This window comes from Streptomyces sp. NPDC007346 (assembly GCF_040703535.1).
Taxonomy (GTDB): Bacteria; Actinomycetota; Actinomycetes; order Streptomycetales; family Streptomycetaceae; genus Streptomyces.
The window spans coordinates 26,363-47,388 of the sequence record NZ_JBEYKR010000027.1; the positions used below are offsets into that span (position 1 = coordinate 26,363).

Sequence of the window (21,026 nt, forward strand, 5' to 3'; positions counted from 1 at the left end):
TCGACGTGGCGAAACTCAATCAGATCATCGCAGTGGAGAAGGGCGTCAAGTCCAAGGCACACCAGGACCTGACGGCAGCACACCACGGCCTCCAGAAGGCCGGACTGCTCGCCGGGATCTCCCGGACCTACCAGCCCAAGGACGAGGAGGGCGAACAGCTTCCGCCCGAGTCGACGCTGGTCCAGGTCAAGGCCGAGGACGTGCTGCGGGAGACCGCGACCACGCTCACCCGGCTCTTCGATGTGACCACCACGAAGGACTGGGCGAACTGCACAGCCAGGGCGGACGTGAAGGTCGACGGCCGGGTGCTGGTGGCCGAGGTGCCGGTGTCGTACCTGCTCTTCCTGGAGAAGCAGCTGACCGACCTCAACACCTTCGTCCGCAAGCTGCCGGTGCTGGACGCCGCCGAGTCCTGGGTGCAGGACCCGTCGACCGACTCCTGGAAGACCGAGCCGGTCCGGACGGTCCGTACGAAGAAGGTGCCCCGCAACCACGTGAAGGCGGAGGCCACCGAGAAGCACCCGGCGCAGGTCGAGGTGTACTACGAGGACATCCCGATCGGGTACTGGACCACCGTCAAGTTCTCCGGGGCGCTGCCCGCGCGGCGCGTCAACGAGCTGCTGGACCGGGTCGAGAAGCTCCAGCAGGCCGTGAAGTTCGCCCGCGAGGAGGCCAACGGCGCAGAGGTCACCGACCAGCGGGTGGGTGATGCGGTATTCGGTTACCTCTTCGGGTGACCGACCATGGATTCCCCGGCCTCCGATCAAGGCGGCCGGGGTGCGCGAGGAGCGCAAGCTGAAACTGAAGCTTGTCGTGAAGGCGCGGTTCCAGTGGAGGTTCGACTCCTCCCTCCGGCACGGGCCGGAGTAGCCCAAGCAGGCAGAGGCAGACCGCCGTCAATCTCAGACTCTTGCTCCAGACTCAGCATTCGCCGCCGATCGCCGGATCGACCGGGCTCGGGCCCGCGCGCGTCGAGATGCCGGTTCAAGTCCGGCCCGCAGAGCTTCGATCTGCGGTGGTCCAAAGGCAGGACGCGACGACATCATGACTGACCCGAACCCTTAAACGTGCCGGCGTGCCCGATGGGCGGCACACCCAGGGCCCGGAGGCCGGCTACGCCTCCGGGCCCGCTCCCGTTCCCGTTCCCCGGGCGGCCCAGGGGCCCGGTCCGGCCACCCGCCGGGCCGCCGGAACCATGGAGCCGGGCTCGGGCGCCCGGCCCGCACAGGGCACAATGCGGAACGTGCATGAAACAGGGGACGCGCAGGACACGGCCGGGAAACTGAGGGCGATCTGCGACGAGGTGTCGGACCGGTTCTACGAGCGGGCCGACGTGGTGCGGACGCTGGTGGTGGCGCTGCTGGCCGGTCAGCACTCGTTGGTCCTCGGCCCGCCCGGAACGGCGAAGTCCGAGATCGCCCGGGAGCTCACCGGCAGGGTCGACGGGGCGGCCTACTGGGAGATCCTGCTGTCGAAGTTCACCGCGCCGACGAGGATGTTCGGTCCCATCGACGTCGCCGCGCTGGCCCGGGGCGAGTACCGGCAGGTCTACGAGGGCCGTGCCACGACCGCGCATGTCGCCTTCATCGACGAGATCTTCAAGTGCTCCACCGCCGCGCTGAACGAGACCCTGGGCTACCTCAACGAGCGGATCTACCACCCCGAGAGCGGCGGCGAACCGATCCGCTGCCCGCTGATCGGCGCCATCACGGCGAGCAACGAACTGCCCGTCGGGGAGGACACGGCCGCGATCTACGACCGGCTGCTGGTGCGGATCGAGGTCGGGTACCTGGCGGACCCCTCCAACTTCGCCGCGCTGGTCCGCTCCGCCGTCAGCCGCCCGGCCGCCCCGGTCCGGACCACCGTCGAGCTGGCCGCGTTGCAGCACGCCGTGACGGTGGGCGTCCCGGCCGTGGACGTGCCCGACGCCATCGTGGACGCGGTCTGTACGCTGCGGGCCGCCCTGCGCCGCAAGGAACTCGTCGCCTCCGACCGCCGCTGGCGGCAGGCGGTGGGGCTGCTCCAGGCGTCCGCGTACCTCGACGGCCGTGCCGAGGTCGCCGAGAGCGACCTGTCCGTGCTGACCCATGTGCTGTGGGACTCCCCGGTCCAGCGCCCCACCGTCGAGCGCGAGGTGCTGCAACTGGTCAACCCGGACGCCAAGGAGGCGCTCGACCTGGCCGACGCCCTGGACGAGCTGGAGGCCCAGCTCGACGCCATGGCCGGGCAGTCCCGCGAGGCGCTGAGCGAGTGGGTCATCAAGAAGGCCCACAACAAGCTCGCCATGGCGGGCAAGCGGCTGGAGAAGCTGCGCGAGGAGGCGGTGGCCGCCGGCCGCTCCACCACCGCCATCGACCGGGTCACCAGCCGTCGGCGCGCCGTCCGCGCCCGCGTTCTCACCGAGGCCCTCGGCATGGACGCGAGCATGGTGCAGGCCCAGCTCTGAACGCCGGGAGGACCGGGAACATGGGCGGGGCAGCAGGGGAAGCAGGGGAGGCCGGGCGGACGGGCGGGGAGACCGGGAGCACGGGCGGAGGGACCGAAAGCACGGCCGGGATGGCCGGGAGCACGGCCGGGATGACCGGGAAAACGGCTGGGAAGCCCAGCAGCACGGGAACGACACCGGGCGGACTCGACGCGCTGACGGGCCGGGCCGGGGAGTGGCTGGGCCTGGCCACCGCCGCTCCCGAGCGGAACACCGGGGCCGTGGTCGCGGACCGGTTCGAACGGATCACCTGGCGCGACACCTACGAGCAGTCGGCCGGACTGCGCGAGCTGGCCGAGGAGCTGGAGGGGCGCCACGCCCACGCCACCGACCTGCTGACCGACGTGTTCCTGGCCGCCTACAAGGTGGGCCTCCGGCTGCGCGAGCGTACGGAGATGGATTCCTCCCGGCTGGTCAACCACCAGGTCATCACCTCGCTCGTGGAGTCACCGGACTTCGCCGAGCTGCGCCGGGAGACCGTCGGCGACCCCTACGCCGCGGCCCTGGCCGTGCTCGCCCAGTCCGCCGCGCTGCGCCGGCTGCTGGAGCGCTCCGGGGACGCCCAGGGGCAGGCCGAGCGGGCGGCGCGGGCCCGGCAGGACGCCGAGAACGCGGCGGCCGACGTGGCCGAGGCGCTCCGACAGGCCGCCGACGAGACCGGAGAGGACGGCACCGTACCGCCCTCCGCGGCCGAAGCCGTCCACCGGGCGATCGAGACCGCCGAGGCCACCGGGGCCGCCGCACGGCAGGCCGCCCAGGACGCGGCCCAGGGCGCGGCGGCGGTCCCCGGTATCCGCGCCTCCGCGCACCGGGCCGCCGCCCAGGCCGCCGAGGCCGTACGGGAGGAGGCCGCCCTGATGCGGGCCTGGGGCGTCGGGGCAGGCGAGCTGGAGCGGATGCCGTTCGACCGGCGCGCCCGGCTCGCCGAGCGGCTGCGCACCGGCCGGCTCGCCCAGTGGGCCGAACTGATCGGCCGCTTCCGGCAGATGGCCGAGGGCGAGCGCGCCCGCAAGGTGGAGAACGCCACCGGGGAGCTGGTCGGGGTCACGCTCGGCGACGACCTCTCCCGCCTGATCCCCTCCGAGCTGGCCAACCTCGGCCTGCCCGGACTGCGTGCCGTCTTCGCCGCGCGGTACGCCGCCGGGGAGCTGATGCTCTACGACAGCCAGGGGGAGCAGAGCACGGGCCGGGGCGCCGTCATCGCGTGCGTGGACACCTCCCACTCCATGTACGCGGCAGGACCCGGCGGAGTCACCCGGGAGGCGTGGGCCAAGGCGTGCGCCCTGGCGCTGCTGGACCAGGCCCGCCACGCCGAGCGGGACTTCGTCGGCATCCTGTTCTCCGCCGCCGACAAGGTCCAGGTCTTCCGCTTCCCGGCCGGCCGGTCCGCCGGCATCGACCAGGTCCTCGACTTCGCGGAGACCTTCCTCGGCGGCGGCACCAGCTACCAGGCGCCCCTGACGGCCGCCCGCGAACTGCTGGAGGAGGAGTTCGACGGCGCCGCCACCCCGCGCGGCGACATCGTGATGATCACCGACGACGAGTGCGGCGTCACCGAGGAGTGGATGCGCGGCTGGAACGAGGCCAGGCACCTGCTGGGTTTCCGCGTCTTCGGCGTGGCCGTCGGCGCACCGGGCGCCGCCGAGGCCGGCTCGGTCCTGGACGCCCTGTGCGACAACCTCCGCTCCATCGAGGACTTCACCGACGTCCACGCCGCCGCCGACCTGTTCCGCCTCATCTGAACCGAAGACCCGACCGGGACCGGCCCCGACCACGGGTCACTGCCGGTACCCGCTCAGGAAGCGCCCGATGCGGCTGATCGCCGCGTCGAGGTCGTCGGCGTACGGGAGGGTCAGGATGCGGAAGTGGTCCGGGCGCGGCCAGCTGAAGCCGGTGCCCTGCACCACCTGGATCTTCTCCCGCAGCAGCAGGTCCAGCACGAACTTCTCGTCGTCGACGATGGGGTGCACCTTCGGATCGATGCGCGGGAACGCGTACAGCGCGCCCTTCGGCTTCACGCACGAGACCCCCGGGATCTCGTTGAGCCGCTCCCAGGCCCGGTCGCGCTGCTCGTGCAGCCTGCCGCCCGGCGCCACCAGCTCCCGGATGGACTGCCGCCCGCCGAGCGCGGCCTGGATGGCGTACTGCGCGGGCGCGTTGGGGCACAGCCGCATGGAGGCCAGCATGGTGAGCCCCTCCAGGTAGTTGCGGGCGTGCTGCCGCGGCCCGGACACCACCATCCAGCCGGAGCGGAACCCCGCCACCCGGTACGTCTTCGACAGCCCGCTGAAGGTGAGGCAGACCAGGTCCGGGGCGAGGACCGCCGCGCTGTGGTGCTCGGCCCCGTCGTACAGGATCTGGTCGTAGATCTCGTCCGCGAAGACCATCAGGTTGTGCCGCCGGGCCAGATCCAGAATCGATTCGAGGATCTCGCGCGGATAGACCGCGCCCGTGGGGTTGTTCGGGTTGATGATCACCACGGCCTTGGTCCGGTCGGTGATCTTGGAGGCCATGTCGGCGAGGTCCGGGTTCCAGTCGGACTCCTCGTCGCAGACGTAGTGCACGGCCTTGCCGCCCGCGAGCGTGGTGACGGCGGTCCACAACGGAAAGTCGGGAGCCGGGATCAGCACCTCGTCGCCGTCCTCCAGCAGCGCCTGCACGGCCATGGAGATCAGCTCGGAGACCCCGTTGCCGAGGAAGACGTCGTCGACGCCGGCCTCGGTCAGCCCCATGGCCTGGTAGCGCTGCGCGACCGCCCGCCGTGCGGAGAGGATGCCGCGCGAATCGGTGTAGCCGTGGGCCTGGGGCAGCATCCGGATCATGTCCTGGACGATCTCCTCCGGCGCCTCGAAGCCGAAGAGCGCGGGGTTGCCCGTGTTGAGCCGGAGCACGCTGTGGCCCGCCTCCTCCAGGGCGTTGGCGTGCTCGATGACCGGGCCCCGGATCTCGTAACAGACCTCGTTGAGCTTGCTGGACTGCCGGAACTCCATGCGGTGCCTCCCCGAGCCGAACTGCGATACTTGGTTTTACCAAGCTGGAGCTTGGAAAGTCCAACAACATGTCTAGACTGCGTCGCATGCCACGTCAGCAGCCCGCCGCCCAACGCCCCGTCAGACGCCGGAGCTACGACCAGTTCTGCGCCACCGCCCGCGCCCTCGACTCCGTCGGCGACCGGTGGACGCTGCTGATCGTCCGCGAACTGCTCGCCGGCCCCCGCCGCTACACCGACCTCCACGCCGACCTGCCGGGCGTCTCCACCGACGTCCTGGCCTCCCGGCTCAAGGACATGGAGCAGGGTGGCCTCGCCGTACGCCGCAGACTCCCGCCCCCCGCCGCCGCATCGGTCTACGAGCTGACCGAGCGCGGCCACGGCCTGCTCCCCGTCCTCGCCGCCCTCGCCGACTGGGGAGCCCCCGCCCTCACCGAACGCCGCCCCACCGACGCCGTACGCGCCCACTGGTTCGCCCTGCCGCTGCTGCGCGCCCTGACCGGCCTCACCCAGCAGGGCGTCCTCGAAGTCCGGCTGGAGGAGGGCGAGTTCCATGTCCGTACGGGAGGGGGAGCGGCGGTGGAGTCCGAGGGCGGTCCGTACGGGTTCGGCCCGGCGCCCCGGCCCGACGCCCGCATCACCCTCGACGCCGAACTGTGCCTGGAGCTCGGGCGCGGCGGCACCACCCTCGCGGAGGCGGTCAAGGACGGCCGCGTCGAGGTGACGGGGGAGGGCCCGCTCGCCGCCGAACTGCGCGGCGGCGGCTGACGGGGACGCACGGCCGCCGGGGGCGGATGATGGAGGCGTGAGACTCGAAGCGATCACCTGGGAACGGCTGGCCGGCGAGCTTGCCCGGCGCAGCGACGGCCTGACCGCCGCCGACGGGGCCCCCTGGCTCACCCTCGGCATCGACGGCGCCCCGGCCGCCCGCACCGGCGACCTGGCCGAACGGCTCGCCCAGGAGCTGAGGCTGCGCGGCCGGTCGGTGCTCACCGTCCCCACCGAGGGGTTCCTGCGCCCGGCGAGCCTGCGCTTCGAGTACGGCAAGGAGGACCCGGACTCGTACGCCGACGGCTGGTTCGACACGGGGGCGCTCTGGCGCGAGGTGTTCGGGCCGCTGGAGGCGGGCGGCTCCGGACGGGTGCTGCCCGATCTGTGGGACCCGGTCACCGACCGCGCCACCCGTACGCCGTACCACCCGCTGCCGGAGGGCGGGGTGGTGATCGTGCACGGGCCGCTGCTGCTCGGCCACTGGTTCCCGTTCGCCCTCAGCGTCCATGTGCGGCTCTCGCCGGGGGCGTTGCGGCGGCGCACGGCTCAGGCGGAGCGGTGGACGCTGCCCGCTTTCGCCCGGTACGAGGAGGAGGTGGCGCCCGCCGAGCAGGCGGACGTGGTCGTACGCGCGGACGACCCGAACCACCCGGCCTGGTCGGGGCTGGACGGCGGCCTCCAGGCGTATTGACGCGCAGCGTTGTTCACGCGGGTGATCGGCGGGTGTCCGGCGGGCGCCCGCCCACCGTGGCGACCGCCTCGGCCCCGGCCCGGCAGCCCTCCGCCGCGGCCGCCCGGTCGTCGGCCCCGGCGAGCAGGGCCGCGAGGAAGCCGCCGGTGAACGCGTCACCCGCCCCCGTCGAGTCGACCGGGTCCCGGACCGGCCGGGCCCGGACCCGCCCCGTCACCGCGCCCCCGGCGGCCAGCACCGCGCCCCGGTCGCCGAGCGTGAGGGCGACGCGCGGGAACGTACGGCTCAACTCGGCCGCCGCTTCGGCCGGTTCGGGCAGGCCGGTCAGCAGCCGCGCCTCGTCCGCGTTCGGCAGCAGCAACTGCGCCCCCTCGGCGAACTCCAGGAACCGCTTCGGCCCCAGCTCCGCCAGGAACCCGGCGGAGGCCGGATCCACGCTCACCGGAACACCCCGCTCCCGGGCCGTACGCAGGGCGAGGAGCGCCGTGGCGCGGCTCGTGGCGGCGAACAGGAGATAGCCGGAGAGGTGCAGCCACCCCATGCCGTCCAGCATCGAGGGCGCGAAGTCGTCGGTGGCCAGCCGCAGCACGGCCCCGCTGTCGGTGAGGAACGTCCGTTCGGCGGCGGCGTCCACCAGGGCGATGACGGTCGCGGTCGCCACCTCCTCGTCCACCGCCAGCAGCGCCCGCACCCCCGCCCGCTCCAGCGCGTCCCGGTGCCAGCCGGCGGACCGCGCCCCGGCCCTGGCCAGCAGCGCCACCTCCGTACACCCCGAACGCACCGCCCAGCACGCGACGTTGGCCCCCGCGCCGCCCGGCAGGGTGCGGATCCGGGCCGCGGTGTCCGTGCCGTGGACGAGCGCGGAGCCGTGGAGCGCCACGATGTCGGTGACCACGTCCCCCACGACGAGGAGCCCGCTCCCCGCCATCGGGAGGCTCACCGGACGGCCGCGGCGGCGATCCGTGCCGCGAGCCGCACGTTCCCGCGCACCGCCGCCAGGTTCGCCTCCAGCGACGCGCCCTCGGTCCGCCGCATCAGCTCCTCCAGCAGGAACGGGGTGACGCCCTGCCCGGTGATCCCGCGCTCCCGGCACGCGTCGAGCGCCTCCGCGAGCACCCGGTCGTGCAGCGCGGGGTCCAACTGGTCCTGTTCCGGTACGGGATTGGCGACGATCAACGCGGCTTCCGGGCCGCCCAGCGCCTCCTTCGCCCGGACCACCTCCACCACCTCCTCGGGGCTGTGCACGGTCCAGTCGACCGGCAGCCCGGAGCTGCTCAGGTAGAAGCCGGGGAAGTGGTCGGTGCCGTAACCGACGATGCCCACCCCCAGGGTCTCCAGGCGCTGGAGCGTCGCCGGGACGTCCAGGATCGACTTCACGCCCGCGCAGACCACCGTGATCCCGGTGCGGGCGAGCAGCGGCAGATCGGCCGACTCGTCCTGGGAATCGGCCCACTCCCGGTGTACGCCCCCGAGCCCGCCGGTGGCGAAGAAGCGCAGGCCCGCCCGCGCCGCCAGGAACGCCGTCGCGGAGACCGTCGTCGCTCCGCTCGCCCCGAGCGCGAGGGCGGGGGCGAGATCGCGGTGGCCCAGCTTCCGGATCGCCGGATCGTTGGCCACCCGCTCCAACCGGTCCTTCTCCAGCCCCACCCGGGCCCGCCCGTCCAGGACGGCGACGGTCGCCGGGACCGCACCGGCTGACCGGACGATGCCTTCCAGTTCGAGCGCCACCCGGAGGTTGCGGGGGCGCGGCAGCCCGTGCGCGATGATCGTCGACTCCAGGGCCACGACGGGCAGTCCGCCTGCCAGGGCCGCGCGTACCTCGGTCGAGAGGACCGGCTCGTAGGAGGTGTCGCTGTTCTGTGGCATGCCCCCATCCCTGTCGCGGGCGGGAGGGCGGCAAACCACGGGAGGACGGGTTCCGGCCGGTCCTGGCGGCGGGTTGGCCGGAAGCGGCGGCCCCCGCCCCGGACACCTTGACGCCTTGACACCTTCACGCCTTGACGTCTTCACGGCTTAGCGGCTTGGCGGCTTCAGGCCTTCGCGTCCGACGGCCGCAGGCTTCGGCGCAGCGCGAGCGCGGCCACCGGCAGCAGCAGGGCGGCGCCGATCGCGTTCAGCGGGCCGTACCCCCACTGGGCGACGATCACCCCGGCCGCCGCCCCACCGACGCCCGCCGCCGTGTTCATGGTCAGGTCCGACAGGCCCTGCACGGCTGCTCGGGCGGCCTGCGGTACGGAGTCGGTGAGCAGCGCCGAACCGGCGATCATCCCCGCCGACCAGCCGAGGCCGAGCACGAACAGCCCCAGGGCGGTCTGGCCGTGCCGGGGCCCCGCGGTGCCCGCCAGCAGTGCGGCGCAGCTCAGCAGGCCGACCGCGAGGCCGATCACCGAGAGTCGGCCGAACCGGTCGGACAGCCACCCCATCACCGGGGAGAAGGCGTACATGCCCGCGATGTGGCCGCTGATGACCAGCCCGATCAGCTGGAGGCCGGCGCCGTGCCCGCCCAGATGGACCGGGGTCATGACCATGATCGACACCATCGCGGTGTGCGACACGGTGACCGTTCCCAGGGCCAGCTTGGCCATCGGTGACTCCCGGACGGCCGCGACCCCGGCGCGCAGGGACCGTTTCCGCTCTCCTCCGGCGCTCTGCGGAGCGAGGGCGCGCGCCGTGAGCAGCGGGTCCGGGCGCAGCGCCACGGCCACGACCACTCCGGCGAGCAGGAAGGCGACCGCGGACCAGAGGTAGGGGCCCGCGGTCTCGGGCACCGGGCCCCCGCGGAACAGCCGGCCCGCCGGGGCCGCGATGTTGGGGCCCACCACCGAGCCGATCGTGGTGGCCCAGACGACGGTGGAGATCGCCCGGCCCCGCCGCTCGGGCCCGACCAGATCGGCCGCCGCGAACCGGGCCTGGAGGTTGGCGGAGGACCCCGCGCCGAACGCGGCCATCCCGAGCAGCAGCAACGGGAAGCTGCGCACCACCGCGCCGAGCACCACCAGAGCGCCGCCGAGCGCGCCGATCAGGTAGGCGAGCACCAGGCCGGGACGCCGGCCGCGCGAGGCCATCAGGGCGGCCAGCGGCAGCGACAGCAGCGCCGTACCGGCGACGGACGCGGTCGGGGCCAGCCCGGACACGGCCTCGGAACCGGTCACCTCGGTGGCCAGCATCGGGGCCAGGGCGATGCCGATGGCGACCCCGAGGCCGCCGAGTATCTGGCTGACGACCAGGACGGCCGATGTCCGGCGCTGGAGGGCGGGCAGCGCGGCGGCGGTGACCGGGGGGACGGCGGAGCGGGGGAGAGGTGGTGTCACCGGCGCAGTGTGCCATCAGGGGCACCCTGCGGTTCACCCGGACGGGTGAACCGGCCGCCGGACGTCCGGGATCGCGCGCTTCGGCAGCCTGCCGCGATACAGCGCACAGCGCTCCCAGGACGCTCCCAGCACAGCGCGGCCCCGCGCTCCCGGAACACCGGTCTCCCCGGAACACGGACCTCCCCGGAGCAGCGGCGACCGCTCCGCACCAGCGGTCGCCCTAGAACAACGGCTGCGGAAGCACCCCCTCCAGCGCCAGCAACTGCCGCTTCGTCTCCAGCCCGCCCCCGAACCCCCCGAGGCCGCCGTCGCTCTCCACCACCCGGTGGCAGGGCACCACCACCGGCAGGGGATTGGCCCCCATGGCGGCCCCCACCGCCTGGGCCCCCTCCGGCCGGCCGACCCGCGCGGCCAGCTCCCCGTACCCGACGACCGTCCCGTACGGCACCCCGGACTCCAGCTCGCGGAGCACTTCGCGGTGGAAGCCGGCCGTCATCGACCAGTCCAGCTCAAGGCCGAAGTCCTGCCGCTCGCCCGCGAAGTACGCCGCGAGCCGGCGTATCGGCTCGGCGAGCCGCGCGGAGCCGGGTGCCTCCACCGGCTCCGCGCCGAGCCGCGTGCGCAGCTGGGCGAGTGCCGCGTCCCGCACGTCGGGGCGGGCATGGAAGGCGACGCTCACCAGACCGGCGGAGGTCGCGGCGAGCAGCAGCGGTCCGATGGCGCTCTCCACGACGGACCACTCGACGGCCGGCTCTCCGGACCCGTAGCTGTTCATGCCGTCCACGGTACGACCGGCCACTGACAACGAGGGCCCACCGGCGGACAGGCCGACAGCCCACCGGCGACAACGACAGGTCCACCGGCGGAAGAGTCAGCAAGTCCACCCCGCCGCGCCCGCCCCGCCCACCAGCGGAAGAACGCTCCCCCCACCGCCTCAGCCCGTGGTGTCCCGGATCACGTCCGGGAAGTTGGTGATGATGCCGTCGACGCCGTACGCGCGGGCCTTCGCCGCGTCCGCCGCGTCGTCGACCGTCCAGGTGTTCACCCGCAGCCGCTTGCCGTGCGGGCCCTTGAGCCGCTGTACGGCCGCCACGTAGTCGGCGCCGATCGTCGCGTACGAGGGGTTGATCTGGTCGGTGAACGCCGCGTACGCGGGAAGGTCGGCCACCGCGGGGGTGCCCAGGAAGCCGGTGGTGACGTCGGGGCGCAGGGCGTGCACCTTCTTGATGCTGTCGGCGCCGAAGCTCTGGATGGCCAGCCGGTCCCGCACGTGGGAGCGGTCCAGCCACCCCTCCTTGCCCAGCACGCGCAGGATGTCCTGCTCGATGCCCGGGTAGGTCGCCGGGCTCTTGATCTCCAGGAGCAGCTTCTGCCGGTTGCGTTCCAGGCGGTTCACGAACTGGGTGAGCGTCGGCACCCGGGCCCCCGCGAACCGCGCCCCGAACCAGCTGCCGGCGTCCAGCCGGGCGATCTCGGCGGCGGTGAAGTCCTTGACCGCCCACGGCGCACGGCCGGGGAACACCTCCTCGACGTTCGTCGTGCGCTTCAGGTCGGTGTCGTGCAGCACGACCAGCACACCGTCCCTGGTGCGCTGGACGTCGTTCTCCACCCAGTCGACGCCGAGCGCCTTCGCGGCGTCCACGGCGGCGAGCGTGTTCTCCGGCGCGTACCCCGACGCGCCCCGGTGGGCCACGACGACCGGGCTCGCCTGCCGGTCCGGGGTCCGGGCGTCCGTCGCCCGCGGCTGGGCGGGGGGCAGCAGGGCGGCGGCGCCGAGCAGGGCCGCGGCGGCGGTCGATGCGGTTGCGGTGCGTACGGACACGGGGACCCCTCGTATCGGAGTGTGCGGACACGACGAGACTGGCAGCGGTCCGCCAACACCGGGCGGTGCGGCGATGGCCGCGGAGTGAACGCGATCCGTGCCACCGGAGCGGCCGGGAGGACGGACGGGGCCAGGAGCACGGCCGTGTACCGATAAAATGTGTTCCCTACATATGCCTGTCGGGCCCTGGGGACCCCCCTCGAACCCGGGCTTTCTCGAAGGGCGTGCCGGCGTGCAGGGAACGGTTGACGGATTCACCCATGGCCCGGTGATGCCGGTCCTGGCCTTCCTCGTGGCCTGTCTGGGGGCCGCTCTCGGCCTCCGCCTCACCGTCAGGTCCCGGCCCACGGAACGCTCCTTCGGGACGGGCCGGCTGGCGCTCGGTGCGCTGTTCATCGGCTCCGGGATCTGGACCATGCACTACGTGGCGATGAGGGGCTTCACCGTCCAGGAGGCACCGCTCTCCCACGACAGGCCCTACATCCTCGCCGGCCTGGCCGTGGCCGTCGTGATGGCCGGCGTCGGCCTCTTCATCGTCGGGTACCGGGGCGCGACCCGCATGGCGTTGATCACCGGCGGCGCCCTCACCGGCCTCGGCATCGCCTCCACGCACTACCTCGGCATGGCGGGCATCCGCTTCCGGGGGCACTTCACGTACGAGACCCCCCTCGTCGTCCTCTCGGTCCTGATCGCCGCGGCCGCCGCCACGGCGGCGCTGAGGGCCTCCCTCTCCGCCCGCGTCCTCCTCTCCGGCCTGGGCGCGGGCGTCATGATGGCCCTCGCGGTGACCGGGATGCACTACACCGGCATGGCCGCGCTCGACGTGCACCTGCACCCCGCCGTGTCCGGTCCCGCCGCGGACGGCCTCCCACCGGACTGACGCTTCCGCCGCGCCCGCGCAGGGCCACCGGGACGAGGGACGGGCGGCGAGACCACGGGCGCGAGGGCAGGGGCGGTGCGCGTGGCGCCTATCCGAGGCCGTTGTCAGTGGGGGGCCGTACGGTGGTTGCATGCGGCCCGTTTCCAAGATCGAACGTTCGGTGGCGCCCTTCGAGGTCGTCAGTCCCTACCAGCCCAGCGGCGACCAGCCGGCGGCCATCGCCGAGCTGGAGCGGCGTATCCGCGCAGGTGAGAAGGATGTCGTCCTGCTCGGCGCGACCGGCACCGGCAAGTCGGCGACCACCGCCTGGATGATCGAGAAGCTGCAGCGCCCCACCCTGGTGATGGCGCCGAACAAGACGCTCGCCGCCCAGCTGGCCAACGAGTTCCGCGAGCTCCTGCCGAACAACGCGGTGGAGTATTTCGTCTCGTACTACGACTACTACCAGCCCGAGGCGTACGTCCCGCAGTCGGACACCTACATCGAGAAGGACTCCTCCATCAACGAGGAGGTCGAGCGGCTGCGCCACTCGGCGACGAACTCGCTGCTCACCCGGCGCGACGTGGTCGTGGTCGCCTCCGTCTCCTGCATCTACGGCCTCGGCACGCCCCAGGAGTACGTGGACCGCATGGTCCAGCTCAAGGTCGGCGAGGAGACCGACCGCGACCAGCTGCTGCGCCGGTTCGTGGAGATGCAGTACACGCGCAACGACCTCGCGTTCACCCGCGGCACCTTCCGGGTCCGGGGCGACACCGTCGAGATCTTCCCGGTCTACGAGGAGCTCGCCGTCCGCATCGAGATGTTCGGCGACGAGATCGAGGCCCTCTCCACCCTGCACCCGCTGACCGGCGAGGTCATCAGCGAGGACCAGTCGCTGTACGTCTTCCCCGCCAGCCACTACGTCGCGGGACCCGAGCGGCTGGAGAGGGCCGTCCGCGGCATCGAGCAGGAGCTTCAGGAGCGCCTGGCCGAGCTGGAGAAGCAGGGCAAGATGCTGGAGGCCCAGCGGCTGCGCATGCGCACCACGTACGACATCGAGATGCTCCACCAGATCGGCAGCTGCTCCGGCGTCGAGAACTACTCGATGCACTTCGACGAGCGCGCCCCCGGCACCGCCCCCAACACCCTCCTCGACTACTTCCCCGAGGACTTCCTGCTCGTCCTCGACGAGTCGCACGTCACCGTGCCGCAGATCGGCGCGATGTACGAGGGCGACGCCTCCCGCAAGCGGACCCTGGTCGACCACGGCTTCCGGCTGCCGTCCGCCATGGACAACCGCCCGCTGAAGTGGGAGGAGTTCCTGAAGCGGATCGACCAGACGGTCTACCTCTCCGCCACCCCGGGCAAGTACGAGCTCTCGCGCGGCGACGGCTTCGTCGAGCAGATCATCCGCCCCACCGGACTGGTCGACCCCGAGATCGTCGTCAAGCCCACCGAGGGCCAGATCGACGACCTGGTGCACGAGATCCGCAAGCGCACCGAGCGCGACGAGAGGGTCCTGGTCACCACGCTCACCAAGAAGATGTCGGAGGACCTCACCGACTACTTCCTGGAGCTCGGCATCCAGGTCAGGTATCTGCACAGCGACGTCGACACCCTGCGCCGCATCGAGCTGCTGCGCGAGCTGCGCTCCGGCGAGTACGACGTCCTGGTCGGCATCAACCTGCTGCGTGAGGGCCTCGACCTCCCCGAGGTGTCCCTCGTGGCCATCCTCGACGCCGACAAGCAGGGCTTCCTGCGCTCGGGCACCTCCCTCATCCAGACCATCGGACGCGCCGCCCGTAACGTCTCCGGCCAGGTCCATATGTACGCGGACAAGGTCACCCCGGCGATGGCGCAGGCCATCGACGAGACGAACCGCCGCCGCGAGAAGCAGATCGCCTACAACACCGAGCGCGGCATCGATCCCCAGCCGCTGCGCAAGAAGATCAACGACATCGTCGCGACCATCCACCGCGAGGAGGTCGACACCGAGCAGCTCCTGGGCACCGGCTACCGGCAGGGCAAGGAGGCCAAGGCCCCGGTGCCGACGCTCGGTGCGAAGGCCGCCAAGACCGGTGCGAAGAGCAAGGGGGCGTCGCCCGGCGCGGTGGTCAGCGACCGCCCCGCGACCGAACTGGCCGGGATCATCGAGGAGATGACCGATCGCATGCGGGCCGCCGCCGCCGACCTGCAGTTCGAGGTGGCCGCCCGGCTCCGCGACGAGGTGGGCGAGTTGAAGAAGGAGCTGCGCCAGATGAAGGAGGCGGGCCTCGCCTGACCCGGCACACCGGGCGTGCCGCGCCCGGTGTGTTGCAAGAACGACACAAAAGCGGACCGAGCCTGCTGCCGTCCCCGGGGGAATGCGTAGGGTGCGGGGAAACCGCACACGTACGGTTGCGGGGCAATGCCGAGAGGGGACAGCGCGTGACGGTCAATATGACCAAGGGTCAGGCCATCAGCCTGCAGAAGAGCGACGGGGGGACCCTGACCGCGGTACGGATGGGGCTCGGCTGGCAGGCGGCTCCGCGCCGCGGTCTGTTCGGCTCGCGCACCCGGGAGATCGACCTGGACGCCTCTGCGGTGCTCTTCGCCGACAAGCAGCCGGTCGACGTCGTGTTCTTCCGTCACCTCGTCAGCGACGACGGCTCGGTCAAGCACACCGGTGACAACCTGGTCGGCGGCGCCGGCTCCGGCGGCGACGACGAGGCGATCCTCGTCGATCTCCAGCGCGTCCCGGTCCACATCGACCAGATCGTCTTCACGGTGAACTCCTTCACCGGACAGACGTTCCAGGAGGTCCAGAACGCCTTCTGCCGCATCGTCGACGAGACCAACGGCCAGGAGCTCGCCCGGTACACGCTGGACGGCGGCGGCCAGTACACCGCCCAGATCATGGCGAAGGTGCACCGCGCGGGCAGCGGATGGCAGATGACGGCCCTGGGGAACCCGGCCAACGGCCGCACGTTCCAGGACCTGATGCCGTCCATCCTGCCGCACCTGTAGGCGGACCGGACCGGACCAGGCCGGCACCGGCACGTGCAGCTCCCGGGGGCACCCGCCTCCGGGAGCTGCACCGCGCCGGGACCGGCGCAGCACCCATCGCACACATCGTCCAGGGGGAACAAGCGCAATGACGGCCGAACTGGTCCGGGGGCAGAACCACGCCTTGTCCCGGACCCGTCTGGAGATCCGGATATCGGCGGGTTCACCCGTCGTGGCCGGCGCCACCCTCGGCGACGAGAACGGCACCGTGCGCGGCGTCGAGTGGGTCGCCCACCCCGGCGCGCACCGGCTCCCCGGGCTGGAGGTCTCCCAGCAGGCCGCGGCCGCCCACCGCCTCGCCGTCGACCTGGAGGCCCTGCCCGCCGAGGCGCACCGCGTCACCGTGCTGCTCGCCCTCCCGGTGGGCGTCGGCGGCCCGGCCAGGTTCGGCGCCACCGCCGCGCCCTTCGTCGCCGTCACCGGGCTCGACGGCACCGAGATCGCCACTTTCACGCTCACCGGCCTGGACGCCGAGTCGGCGATCAGTGCCCTGGAGCTCTACCGACGCCAGGGCGCCTGGAAGGTCCGGGCCGTCGGACAGGGGTACGCGGCCGGGCTGGCCGAGATGCTCACCGACCAGGGCCTGGCCGGTGCGGCCGAGCTGGCCGCGTCCATCCAGGAGGCGGTCGCCCGGTCCCTGGCCCGCTCCGTGGCCCCGCCACCGCCCCGCACCCCCGAAGGCGACCGCGTACGCCATGCCTCCGGACCGACGGCCACGCCCCCACCGACCGGTCCGACGGCCGCGCACCCACCGACCACGCCCGGCCACACCGCCACGCCCGCACAACCCTCGACGGCCACCCCCACACCCCCGCCGACCGGCCCCGGCGCCACCTCCGGCGGCGCCACCCCCGGCACCGCCCCCGGCGCGGCTTCCACCCCTGATGCGGCTTCCACGCCCACGCCCACTCCCGCCCCCGGTGGCCCCATCAACTACGCGCACCCCCGCCGACAGCACGCGGCTCCGCCCCCGCCGCCGCCCGCCGAGCCGCCCGCCCAGCCCGGACAGGCCGCGCAGCCGGTCGCCGGGGACGCGACCGGCTGGTCGATGGACGAGCGGCTCTACAACCAGATCTGGGGCATGTTCGAGGACCTGGCACGGGCCGCTGCGGCCTACCGCAGCGCCGTGGACTTCGCCGAGTCCCGCATGGGCCAGGAGCTCGACCGGTCTCTGTCCGACCCGCGCAACCGGATCGGCGGTGCGGGCGACCGCGCCCGCGAGGAGGCCCGCGCCAAGCGCGACGAGCTGATCGCACGGGCCCGCGAGGTCCTCGACCGCGACCTCGCCCAGCTGGCCGCCGAAGCCGCCGTCGTCGAGCCCGCGCTCCCCGCCGCGTACGCGGGCTGGGACAACCCCGTCTGGCACGCCCACCGCATCCCGATGGAGCTGCCGATGGCCCTGCGCCTGGGCGACCTCCATCTGCCCGAGCGCACCGAGCTGCGCATCCCGCTGCTGGTCCGGCTGCCGCTGGAACGGGGGATGTGGGTGGACAGCGGGCGCACGGCCTCCGAGGCCGCCACCCTGGTGGACAGCGACCGGCTGCGCCGCCTCGCGATGGAGACCGCCGTCCTGCACGCCGCCCGGCTGCTCGCGGTCTACCCGCCCGGCGAGTTCTCGGTGCACGTCATCGACCCGGCGGGCGCGGCGGCGGGACCACTCGCGCCGCTGGTCGACGCGGGCGTCCTCGCCGGACCGCCGGCCGCCGGGCCCCAGGGAGTGGCCTCGGTCCTCGCCCATCTCACCCGGCGCGTGGACCTGGTGCAGATGGCGGTCCGGGCCGGCGCGGCCGACTCGCTCCCGGCCGACCTGGACACCGGCGAGCAGCTCCTGGTGGTCAACGACTTCCCGCACGGCTTCGACGACCGGGCCGTCACCCAGCTCCGTTACCTCGCCGACGAGGGCCCCTCGGTCGGCGTGCACCTGCTGATGGTCGCGGACCGCGAGGACGCCCGTGAGTACGGACCGGTGCTCGACCCCCTGTGGCGTTCGCTGCTGCGCATCACACCGGTCGCGGACAACCACCTCGCCGACCCCTGGGTCGGTCACGCCTGGACGTATGAGCCGCCGGTGACACCGCCGGGAAGCCGCGTCCTGGAGCAGGTTCTCGCGGCGGTCACAGCCGCCCGTAAAGCTGCCGGCCGCTGAGCTTCGAATCGGCTCTGAACTGCCCTTTTGATAGGCTCTTTACTCTTTTCTTTACCTTTTCTTGGTCATGCCTGTACTGTTCGGCCCACGGAGGGGAGTACTCCTTACGCGACGTTCCCGTCAGTACGGACCGTGACCGGTCCCGGGGCGTCGGCCCGGCGCGCATCCCGTGCGCCAGGGTGGAAGAGACCTCCGGCAGCGACGACGCTGATCAGTTGCCGTAGCGAACTGCCGGAGGCGCAGTGGACGTTTCATGGACCCTTTGGGCCCTGACCATCTTTGGTCTGTCAGCCTTGATCGCCGTCGACTTCTTCATCGGGCGCAAGCCCCATGACGTGTCGACCAAGGAAGCGGGAATCTGGACGGTCGTCTGGATCGCGCTGGCCATCCTCTTCGGACTCGGCCTGCTGGTCTTCGGCAACAGCCAGGCGTCCGGCGAGTTCTTCGCGGGCTTCATCACCGAGAAGTCGCTGAGCGTCGACAACCTCTTCGTCTTCGTCCTGATCATGGCGAAGTTCTCGGTGCCCTCCCACCTCCAGCAGCGGGTGCTGCTCATCGGTGTGCTGATCGCCCTGGTGCTCCGGGCGATCTTCATCGCCGCCGGTGCCGCCGTGATCGCGAACTTCTCGTGGGTGTTCTACATCTTCGGCGCGTTCCTGATCTACACCGCCTGGAAGCTCATCCAGGAGGCGCGGGCCGGCGAGGAGGAAGAGGAGTTCGAGGAGAACCGTCTCCTCAAGAAGATCGAGCAGCGCTTCGGCGTCGCCGACCGGTACCACGGCACGAAGCTCTTCATCCAGCGCAACGGCAAGCGCGTCCTGACCCCGCTCATGGTGGTCATGCTCGCCATCGGCACCACCGACGTCCTGTTCGCGCTGGACTCGATCCCGGCCATCTTCGGCCTGACCCAGGACCCGTACATCGTCTTCACGGCCAACGCGTTCGCGCTGATGGGCCTGCGCCAGCTGTACTTCCTCATCGGCGGCCTGCTGAAGAAGCTGGTCCACCTCAGCTACGGCCTGTCGGTGATCCTCGGCTTCATCGGCGTCAAGCTGGTGCTGCACGCCCTGCACGAGTCCGGGGTGCACGTGCCCGAGATCTCCATCCCGTTCTCCCTCACCGTCATCTGCGGCGTCCTGGTGGTCACCACGATCACCAGCCTGATCGCCAACAAGAAGCAGGAGACGGCCGAGGCCGAGGCGGCCGCCAAGGCGAAGAGCGCCGGTGTGGCCGACGAGGAGACCGAGAGCGTCAGCAGCTGACCCCGGGCCGCCGGGGGCGGCACAGGGACCCACCGGCAGCGGCCGGGACGGAACGGCGAGAGCCGTCCGTCCCGGCCGCTGTGCGTACGCCCCCATCAGAGGCCCGCGGTCAGACACAGCCCCCGGGCCACCGCTCCGGTCCGCCTACCAGCCCCGGGCGCGCCACTCGGGCAGGTGGGGACGTTCGTCGCCGAGGGTCGTGTCGTCGCCGTGGCCCGGGTAGACCCAGGTCTCGTCCGGCAGTTGGTCGAACAGCTTCGTCTCGACGTCGTGCAGCAGGCTCGCGAACGCCTCGGGGTCGTCGTGCGTGTTGCCGACCCCGCCGGGGAAGAGGCAGTCCCCGGTGAACAGGTGCGGGGCCCCGTGCGGGTCGTCGTAGACCAGGGCGATCGAGCCGGGCGTGTGGCCGGTCAGGTGGCGGGCGGTCAGCTCCACCCGGCCCACCGTGACCGTGTCGCCGTCCTCCACGGGCACGTCCGTGGCGAGGGGGATGCCCTCGGCGTCGTACCGGCCCGCGTACGTGGTGGCGCCGGTGGCCGCCACCACCTCGGCCAGCGCCTGCCAGTGGTCGCCGTGGCGGTGGGTGGTGACGACGGACGCGATGCCGTCGTCACCGATCAGCGCCAGCAGGGTCGCCGGCTCGGCCGCCGCGTCGATCAGGAGCTGCTCGCCGGTGGCCCGGCAGCGCAGTAGATAGGCGTTGTTGTCCATGGCGCCGACGGCGACCTTGGAGATCATCAGATCCGTCAGTTCGTGCACGCTCGCCGGTCCGCCGACCTTCACCGCTCCGCTGTACGTCATGCGGCTCACCCTAATCCGTCGCCGCCGGGACCGGACGGTGTCCTGGAGGAGCCGCACCGGCCCCGGCGGGAACCCGCCTACAGCGGAGGCAGCGCGGGCAGTGCGCCCCCGGTCACGGTCAGGGCGGAGCCGTCGCGGCGGCCGGCCAGCCAGCCCAGGAGACCGGCGGCCGTCCCCCGTACCGACACGGCGGGCCCGTCCGCCCCGCCGCCCGTGGTCCAGGTGCGGCCGTCCTCGGCGGTCACCGTGGTGGCGGGGACGGCCAGGTGGCCGGTGAAGCGGTCGGTGAGGAAGGCGATCTCCCGCTCCGTGAACGCCTCCGGCAGATCCTCCAGCTCGTAGCCGACGTCCAGGTCGACGTGGTGGATCTCCAGCTCGATCAGCCGGCGGAAGGGGACCCGGGAAGCGGAGTCCGTCACGCCGTTGCGGAGGGTGACCGTACGGGACCAGTCGGCCGGTTCGGCGGCCGCCGCCCGGAAGCGGTCCGCGCTCTCCTCGAAGTCGGCCAGCTGCTCGGCCAGGGGGCGCGGGGCGCCGGCCTCGATGTCGGCGTCCCTGGTTTCGCTGCTCGCGTACATCGGGAGACCCCGGAGAACATTTCCGAGCGCGTCGGCGTTACGTGACAGGTGGGCCAGAACATGGCCCCGACTCCATCCGGGCAGCCGTGACGGCTCGGCGAGTGCGGCGTTGTCCCACTTACCCGCTTCGCTGAGCAGCCGATCGGTCGCTTCGCGTACAGCTCCCAGGTCGTGCGCGTGATCAATCATGCGGCCGAGCCTAGCTCCGCCACCCATTCGGGTGAAGGTGCCCAAGGGCGTCCGTAAATCGAATGTGCGTGCTATAC

General features: G+C 72.4%; 18 protein-coding genes and 1 pseudogene. 11 read left to right on the top strand and 8 right to left on the bottom strand.

The genetic code is table 11. The features are described from left to right. Nucleotides 1-5 precede the first annotated feature (5 nt). The 4 genes and pseudogenes from AB0917_RS10720 (at nucleotide 6) to AB0917_RS10735 (ending at nucleotide 4,227) form a co-directional block, all read left to right on the top strand. Nucleotides 6-737 (top strand): hypothetical protein, encoded by a 732-nt coding sequence (locus AB0917_RS10720; protein ID WP_366819152.1) that lies wholly within the window; start codon nucleotides 6-8, stop codon nucleotides 735-737. A 34-nt stretch (nucleotides 738-771) separates the two neighbouring features. After that, nucleotides 772-857 (top strand): annotated as a pseudogene (locus AB0917_RS10725). Nucleotides 858-1,234: 377 nt separating this feature from the next. Further along, nucleotides 1,235-2,446 carry an AAA family ATPase gene (locus AB0917_RS10730; RefSeq protein ID WP_366819173.1) on the top strand — a complete coding sequence of 404 codons (1,212 nt, stop codon included), beginning with the start codon at nucleotides 1,235-1,237 and terminating at the stop codon, nucleotides 2,444-2,446. A gap of 131 nt (nucleotides 2,447-2,577) precedes the next feature. Continuing rightward, nucleotides 2,578-4,227, top strand: coding sequence for a VWA domain-containing protein (locus AB0917_RS10735; RefSeq protein ID WP_366819153.1), 1,650 nt, complete (start codon nucleotides 2,578-2,580; stop codon nucleotides 4,225-4,227). Nucleotides 4,228-4,263: 36 nt separating this feature from the next. Here AB0917_RS10735 and AB0917_RS10740 read toward each other — a convergent pair whose 3' ends face one another. Then, nucleotides 4,264-5,475, bottom strand: coding sequence for a pyridoxal phosphate-dependent aminotransferase (locus AB0917_RS10740; RefSeq protein WP_366819154.1), 1,212 nt, complete (start codon nucleotides 5,473-5,475; stop codon nucleotides 4,264-4,266). Nucleotides 5,476-5,561: 86 nt separating this feature from the next. Here AB0917_RS10740 and AB0917_RS10745 point away from each other — a divergent pair, with 86 nt between their 5' ends. Both AB0917_RS10745 and AB0917_RS10750 read left to right on the top strand, forming a co-directional pair. Beyond that, nucleotides 5,562-6,242 carry a winged helix-turn-helix transcriptional regulator gene (locus tag AB0917_RS10745; protein WP_366819155.1) on the top strand — a complete coding sequence of 227 codons (681 nt, stop codon included), beginning with the start codon at nucleotides 5,562-5,564 and terminating at the stop codon, nucleotides 6,240-6,242. Nucleotides 6,243-6,279: 37 nt separating this feature from the next. Next, complete coding sequence (locus tag AB0917_RS10750) at nucleotides 6,280-6,936, top strand: uridine kinase (protein WP_366819156.1); 657 nt, start codon at nucleotides 6,280-6,282, stop codon at nucleotides 6,934-6,936. Between the two features lie 13 nt (nucleotides 6,937-6,949). Here AB0917_RS10750 and AB0917_RS10755 read toward each other — a convergent pair whose 3' ends face one another. From AB0917_RS10755 to AB0917_RS10775, 5 genes are all read right to left on the bottom strand, one after another. Then, entirely contained in the window at nucleotides 6,950-7,864 is a 915-nt protein-coding gene (locus AB0917_RS10755) for a PfkB family carbohydrate kinase (protein ID WP_366819157.1), read from the bottom strand. 8 nt (nucleotides 7,865-7,872) lie between these two features. Further along, on the bottom strand, nucleotides 7,873-8,802 hold the full coding sequence (locus AB0917_RS10760; RefSeq protein ID WP_366819158.1) for a pseudouridine-5'-phosphate glycosidase: 930 nt from the start codon (nucleotides 8,800-8,802) through the stop codon (nucleotides 7,873-7,875). 164 nt (nucleotides 8,803-8,966) lie between these two features. After that, complete coding sequence (locus AB0917_RS10765; protein ID WP_366819159.1) at nucleotides 8,967-10,247, bottom strand: MFS transporter; 1,281 nt, start codon at nucleotides 10,245-10,247, stop codon at nucleotides 8,967-8,969. Between the two features lie 220 nt (nucleotides 10,248-10,467). Then, entirely contained in the window at nucleotides 10,468-11,022 is a 555-nt protein-coding gene (locus tag AB0917_RS10770) for a methylated-DNA--[protein]-cysteine S-methyltransferase (RefSeq protein ID WP_366819160.1), read from the bottom strand. Nucleotides 11,023-11,181: 159 nt separating this feature from the next. Next, complete coding sequence (locus tag AB0917_RS10775; RefSeq protein WP_366819161.1) at nucleotides 11,182-12,069, bottom strand: glycerophosphodiester phosphodiesterase family protein; 888 nt, start codon at nucleotides 12,067-12,069, stop codon at nucleotides 11,182-11,184. A gap of 232 nt (nucleotides 12,070-12,301) precedes the next feature. On the opposite strand from AB0917_RS10775, the gene AB0917_RS10780 reads away from it, so the two are divergent. The 5 genes from AB0917_RS10780 to AB0917_RS10800 all read left to right on the top strand — a co-directional run bounded on the left by AB0917_RS10780 (nucleotide 12,302) and on the right by AB0917_RS10800 (nucleotide 19,381). Next, complete coding sequence (locus tag AB0917_RS10780) at nucleotides 12,302-12,949, top strand: MHYT domain-containing protein (RefSeq protein WP_366819162.1); 648 nt, start codon at nucleotides 12,302-12,304, stop codon at nucleotides 12,947-12,949. Nucleotides 12,950-13,079: 130 nt separating this feature from the next. Next, nucleotides 13,080-15,209 (top strand): excinuclease ABC subunit UvrB, encoded by a 2,130-nt coding sequence (gene uvrB, locus AB0917_RS10785; protein WP_366819163.1) that lies wholly within the window; start codon nucleotides 13,080-13,082, stop codon nucleotides 15,207-15,209. Nucleotides 15,210-15,355: 146 nt separating this feature from the next. After that, complete coding sequence (locus tag AB0917_RS10790; RefSeq protein WP_096629140.1) at nucleotides 15,356-15,934, top strand: TerD family protein; 579 nt, start codon at nucleotides 15,356-15,358, stop codon at nucleotides 15,932-15,934. Nucleotides 15,935-16,061: 127 nt separating this feature from the next. Continuing rightward, nucleotides 16,062-18,119, top strand: coding sequence for a TerD family protein (locus tag AB0917_RS10795; RefSeq protein WP_366819164.1), 2,058 nt, complete (start codon nucleotides 16,062-16,064; stop codon nucleotides 18,117-18,119). Between the two features lie 242 nt (nucleotides 18,120-18,361). Beyond that, on the top strand, nucleotides 18,362-19,381 hold the full coding sequence (locus tag AB0917_RS10800) for a TerC family protein (RefSeq protein WP_366819165.1): 1,020 nt from the start codon (nucleotides 18,362-18,364) through the stop codon (nucleotides 19,379-19,381). Nucleotides 19,382-19,525: 144 nt separating this feature from the next. Here the strand turns inward: AB0917_RS10800 and AB0917_RS10805 are convergent, their stop codons facing one another. Then, nucleotides 19,526-20,182, bottom strand: coding sequence for an MBL fold metallo-hydrolase (locus AB0917_RS10805; protein ID WP_366819166.1), 657 nt, complete (start codon nucleotides 20,180-20,182; stop codon nucleotides 19,526-19,528). A 77-nt stretch (nucleotides 20,183-20,259) separates the two neighbouring features. Further along, nucleotides 20,260-20,949: a maleylpyruvate isomerase family mycothiol-dependent enzyme gene (locus AB0917_RS10810; protein WP_366819167.1), complete on the bottom strand. Its 690-nt coding sequence runs from the start codon at nucleotides 20,947-20,949 to the stop codon at nucleotides 20,260-20,262. Nucleotides 20,950-21,026 lie beyond the last annotated feature (77 nt).

Bases quoted from the DNA above. Each gene is read 5' to 3' on its own strand.
- AB0917_RS10730 (WP_366819173.1), top strand. From the start codon at position 1,235: ATGCGGAACGTGCATGAAACAGGGGACGCGCAGGACACGGCCGGGAAA.
- AB0917_RS10745 (WP_366819155.1), top strand. From the start codon at position 5,562: ATGCCACGTCAGCAGCCCGCCGCCCAACGCCCCGTCAGACGCCGGAGC.
- AB0917_RS10760 (WP_366819158.1), bottom strand. From the start codon at position 8,802: ATGCCACAGAACAGCGACACCTCCTACGAGCCGGTCCTCTCGACCGAG.
- AB0917_RS10735 (WP_366819153.1), top strand. From the start codon at position 2,578: ATGACCGGGAAAACGGCTGGGAAGCCCAGCAGCACGGGAACGACACCG.
- AB0917_RS10740 (WP_366819154.1), bottom strand. From the start codon at position 5,475: ATGGAGTTCCGGCAGTCCAGCAAGCTCAACGAGGTCTGTTACGAGATC.
- AB0917_RS10810 (WP_366819167.1), bottom strand. From the start codon at position 20,949: ATGATTGATCACGCGCACGACCTGGGAGCTGTACGCGAAGCGACCGAT.
- AB0917_RS10770 (WP_366819160.1), bottom strand. From the start codon at position 11,022: ATGAACAGCTACGGGTCCGGAGAGCCGGCCGTCGAGTGGTCCGTCGTG.
- uvrB (WP_366819163.1), top strand. From the start codon at position 13,080: ATGCGGCCCGTTTCCAAGATCGAACGTTCGGTGGCGCCCTTCGAGGTC.
- AB0917_RS10795 (WP_366819164.1), top strand. From the start codon at position 16,062: ATGACGGCCGAACTGGTCCGGGGGCAGAACCACGCCTTGTCCCGGACC.
- AB0917_RS10755 (WP_366819157.1), bottom strand. From the start codon at position 7,864: ATGGCGGGGAGCGGGCTCCTCGTCGTGGGGGACGTGGTCACCGACATC.
- AB0917_RS10805 (WP_366819166.1), bottom strand. From the start codon at position 20,182: ATGACGTACAGCGGAGCGGTGAAGGTCGGCGGACCGGCGAGCGTGCAC.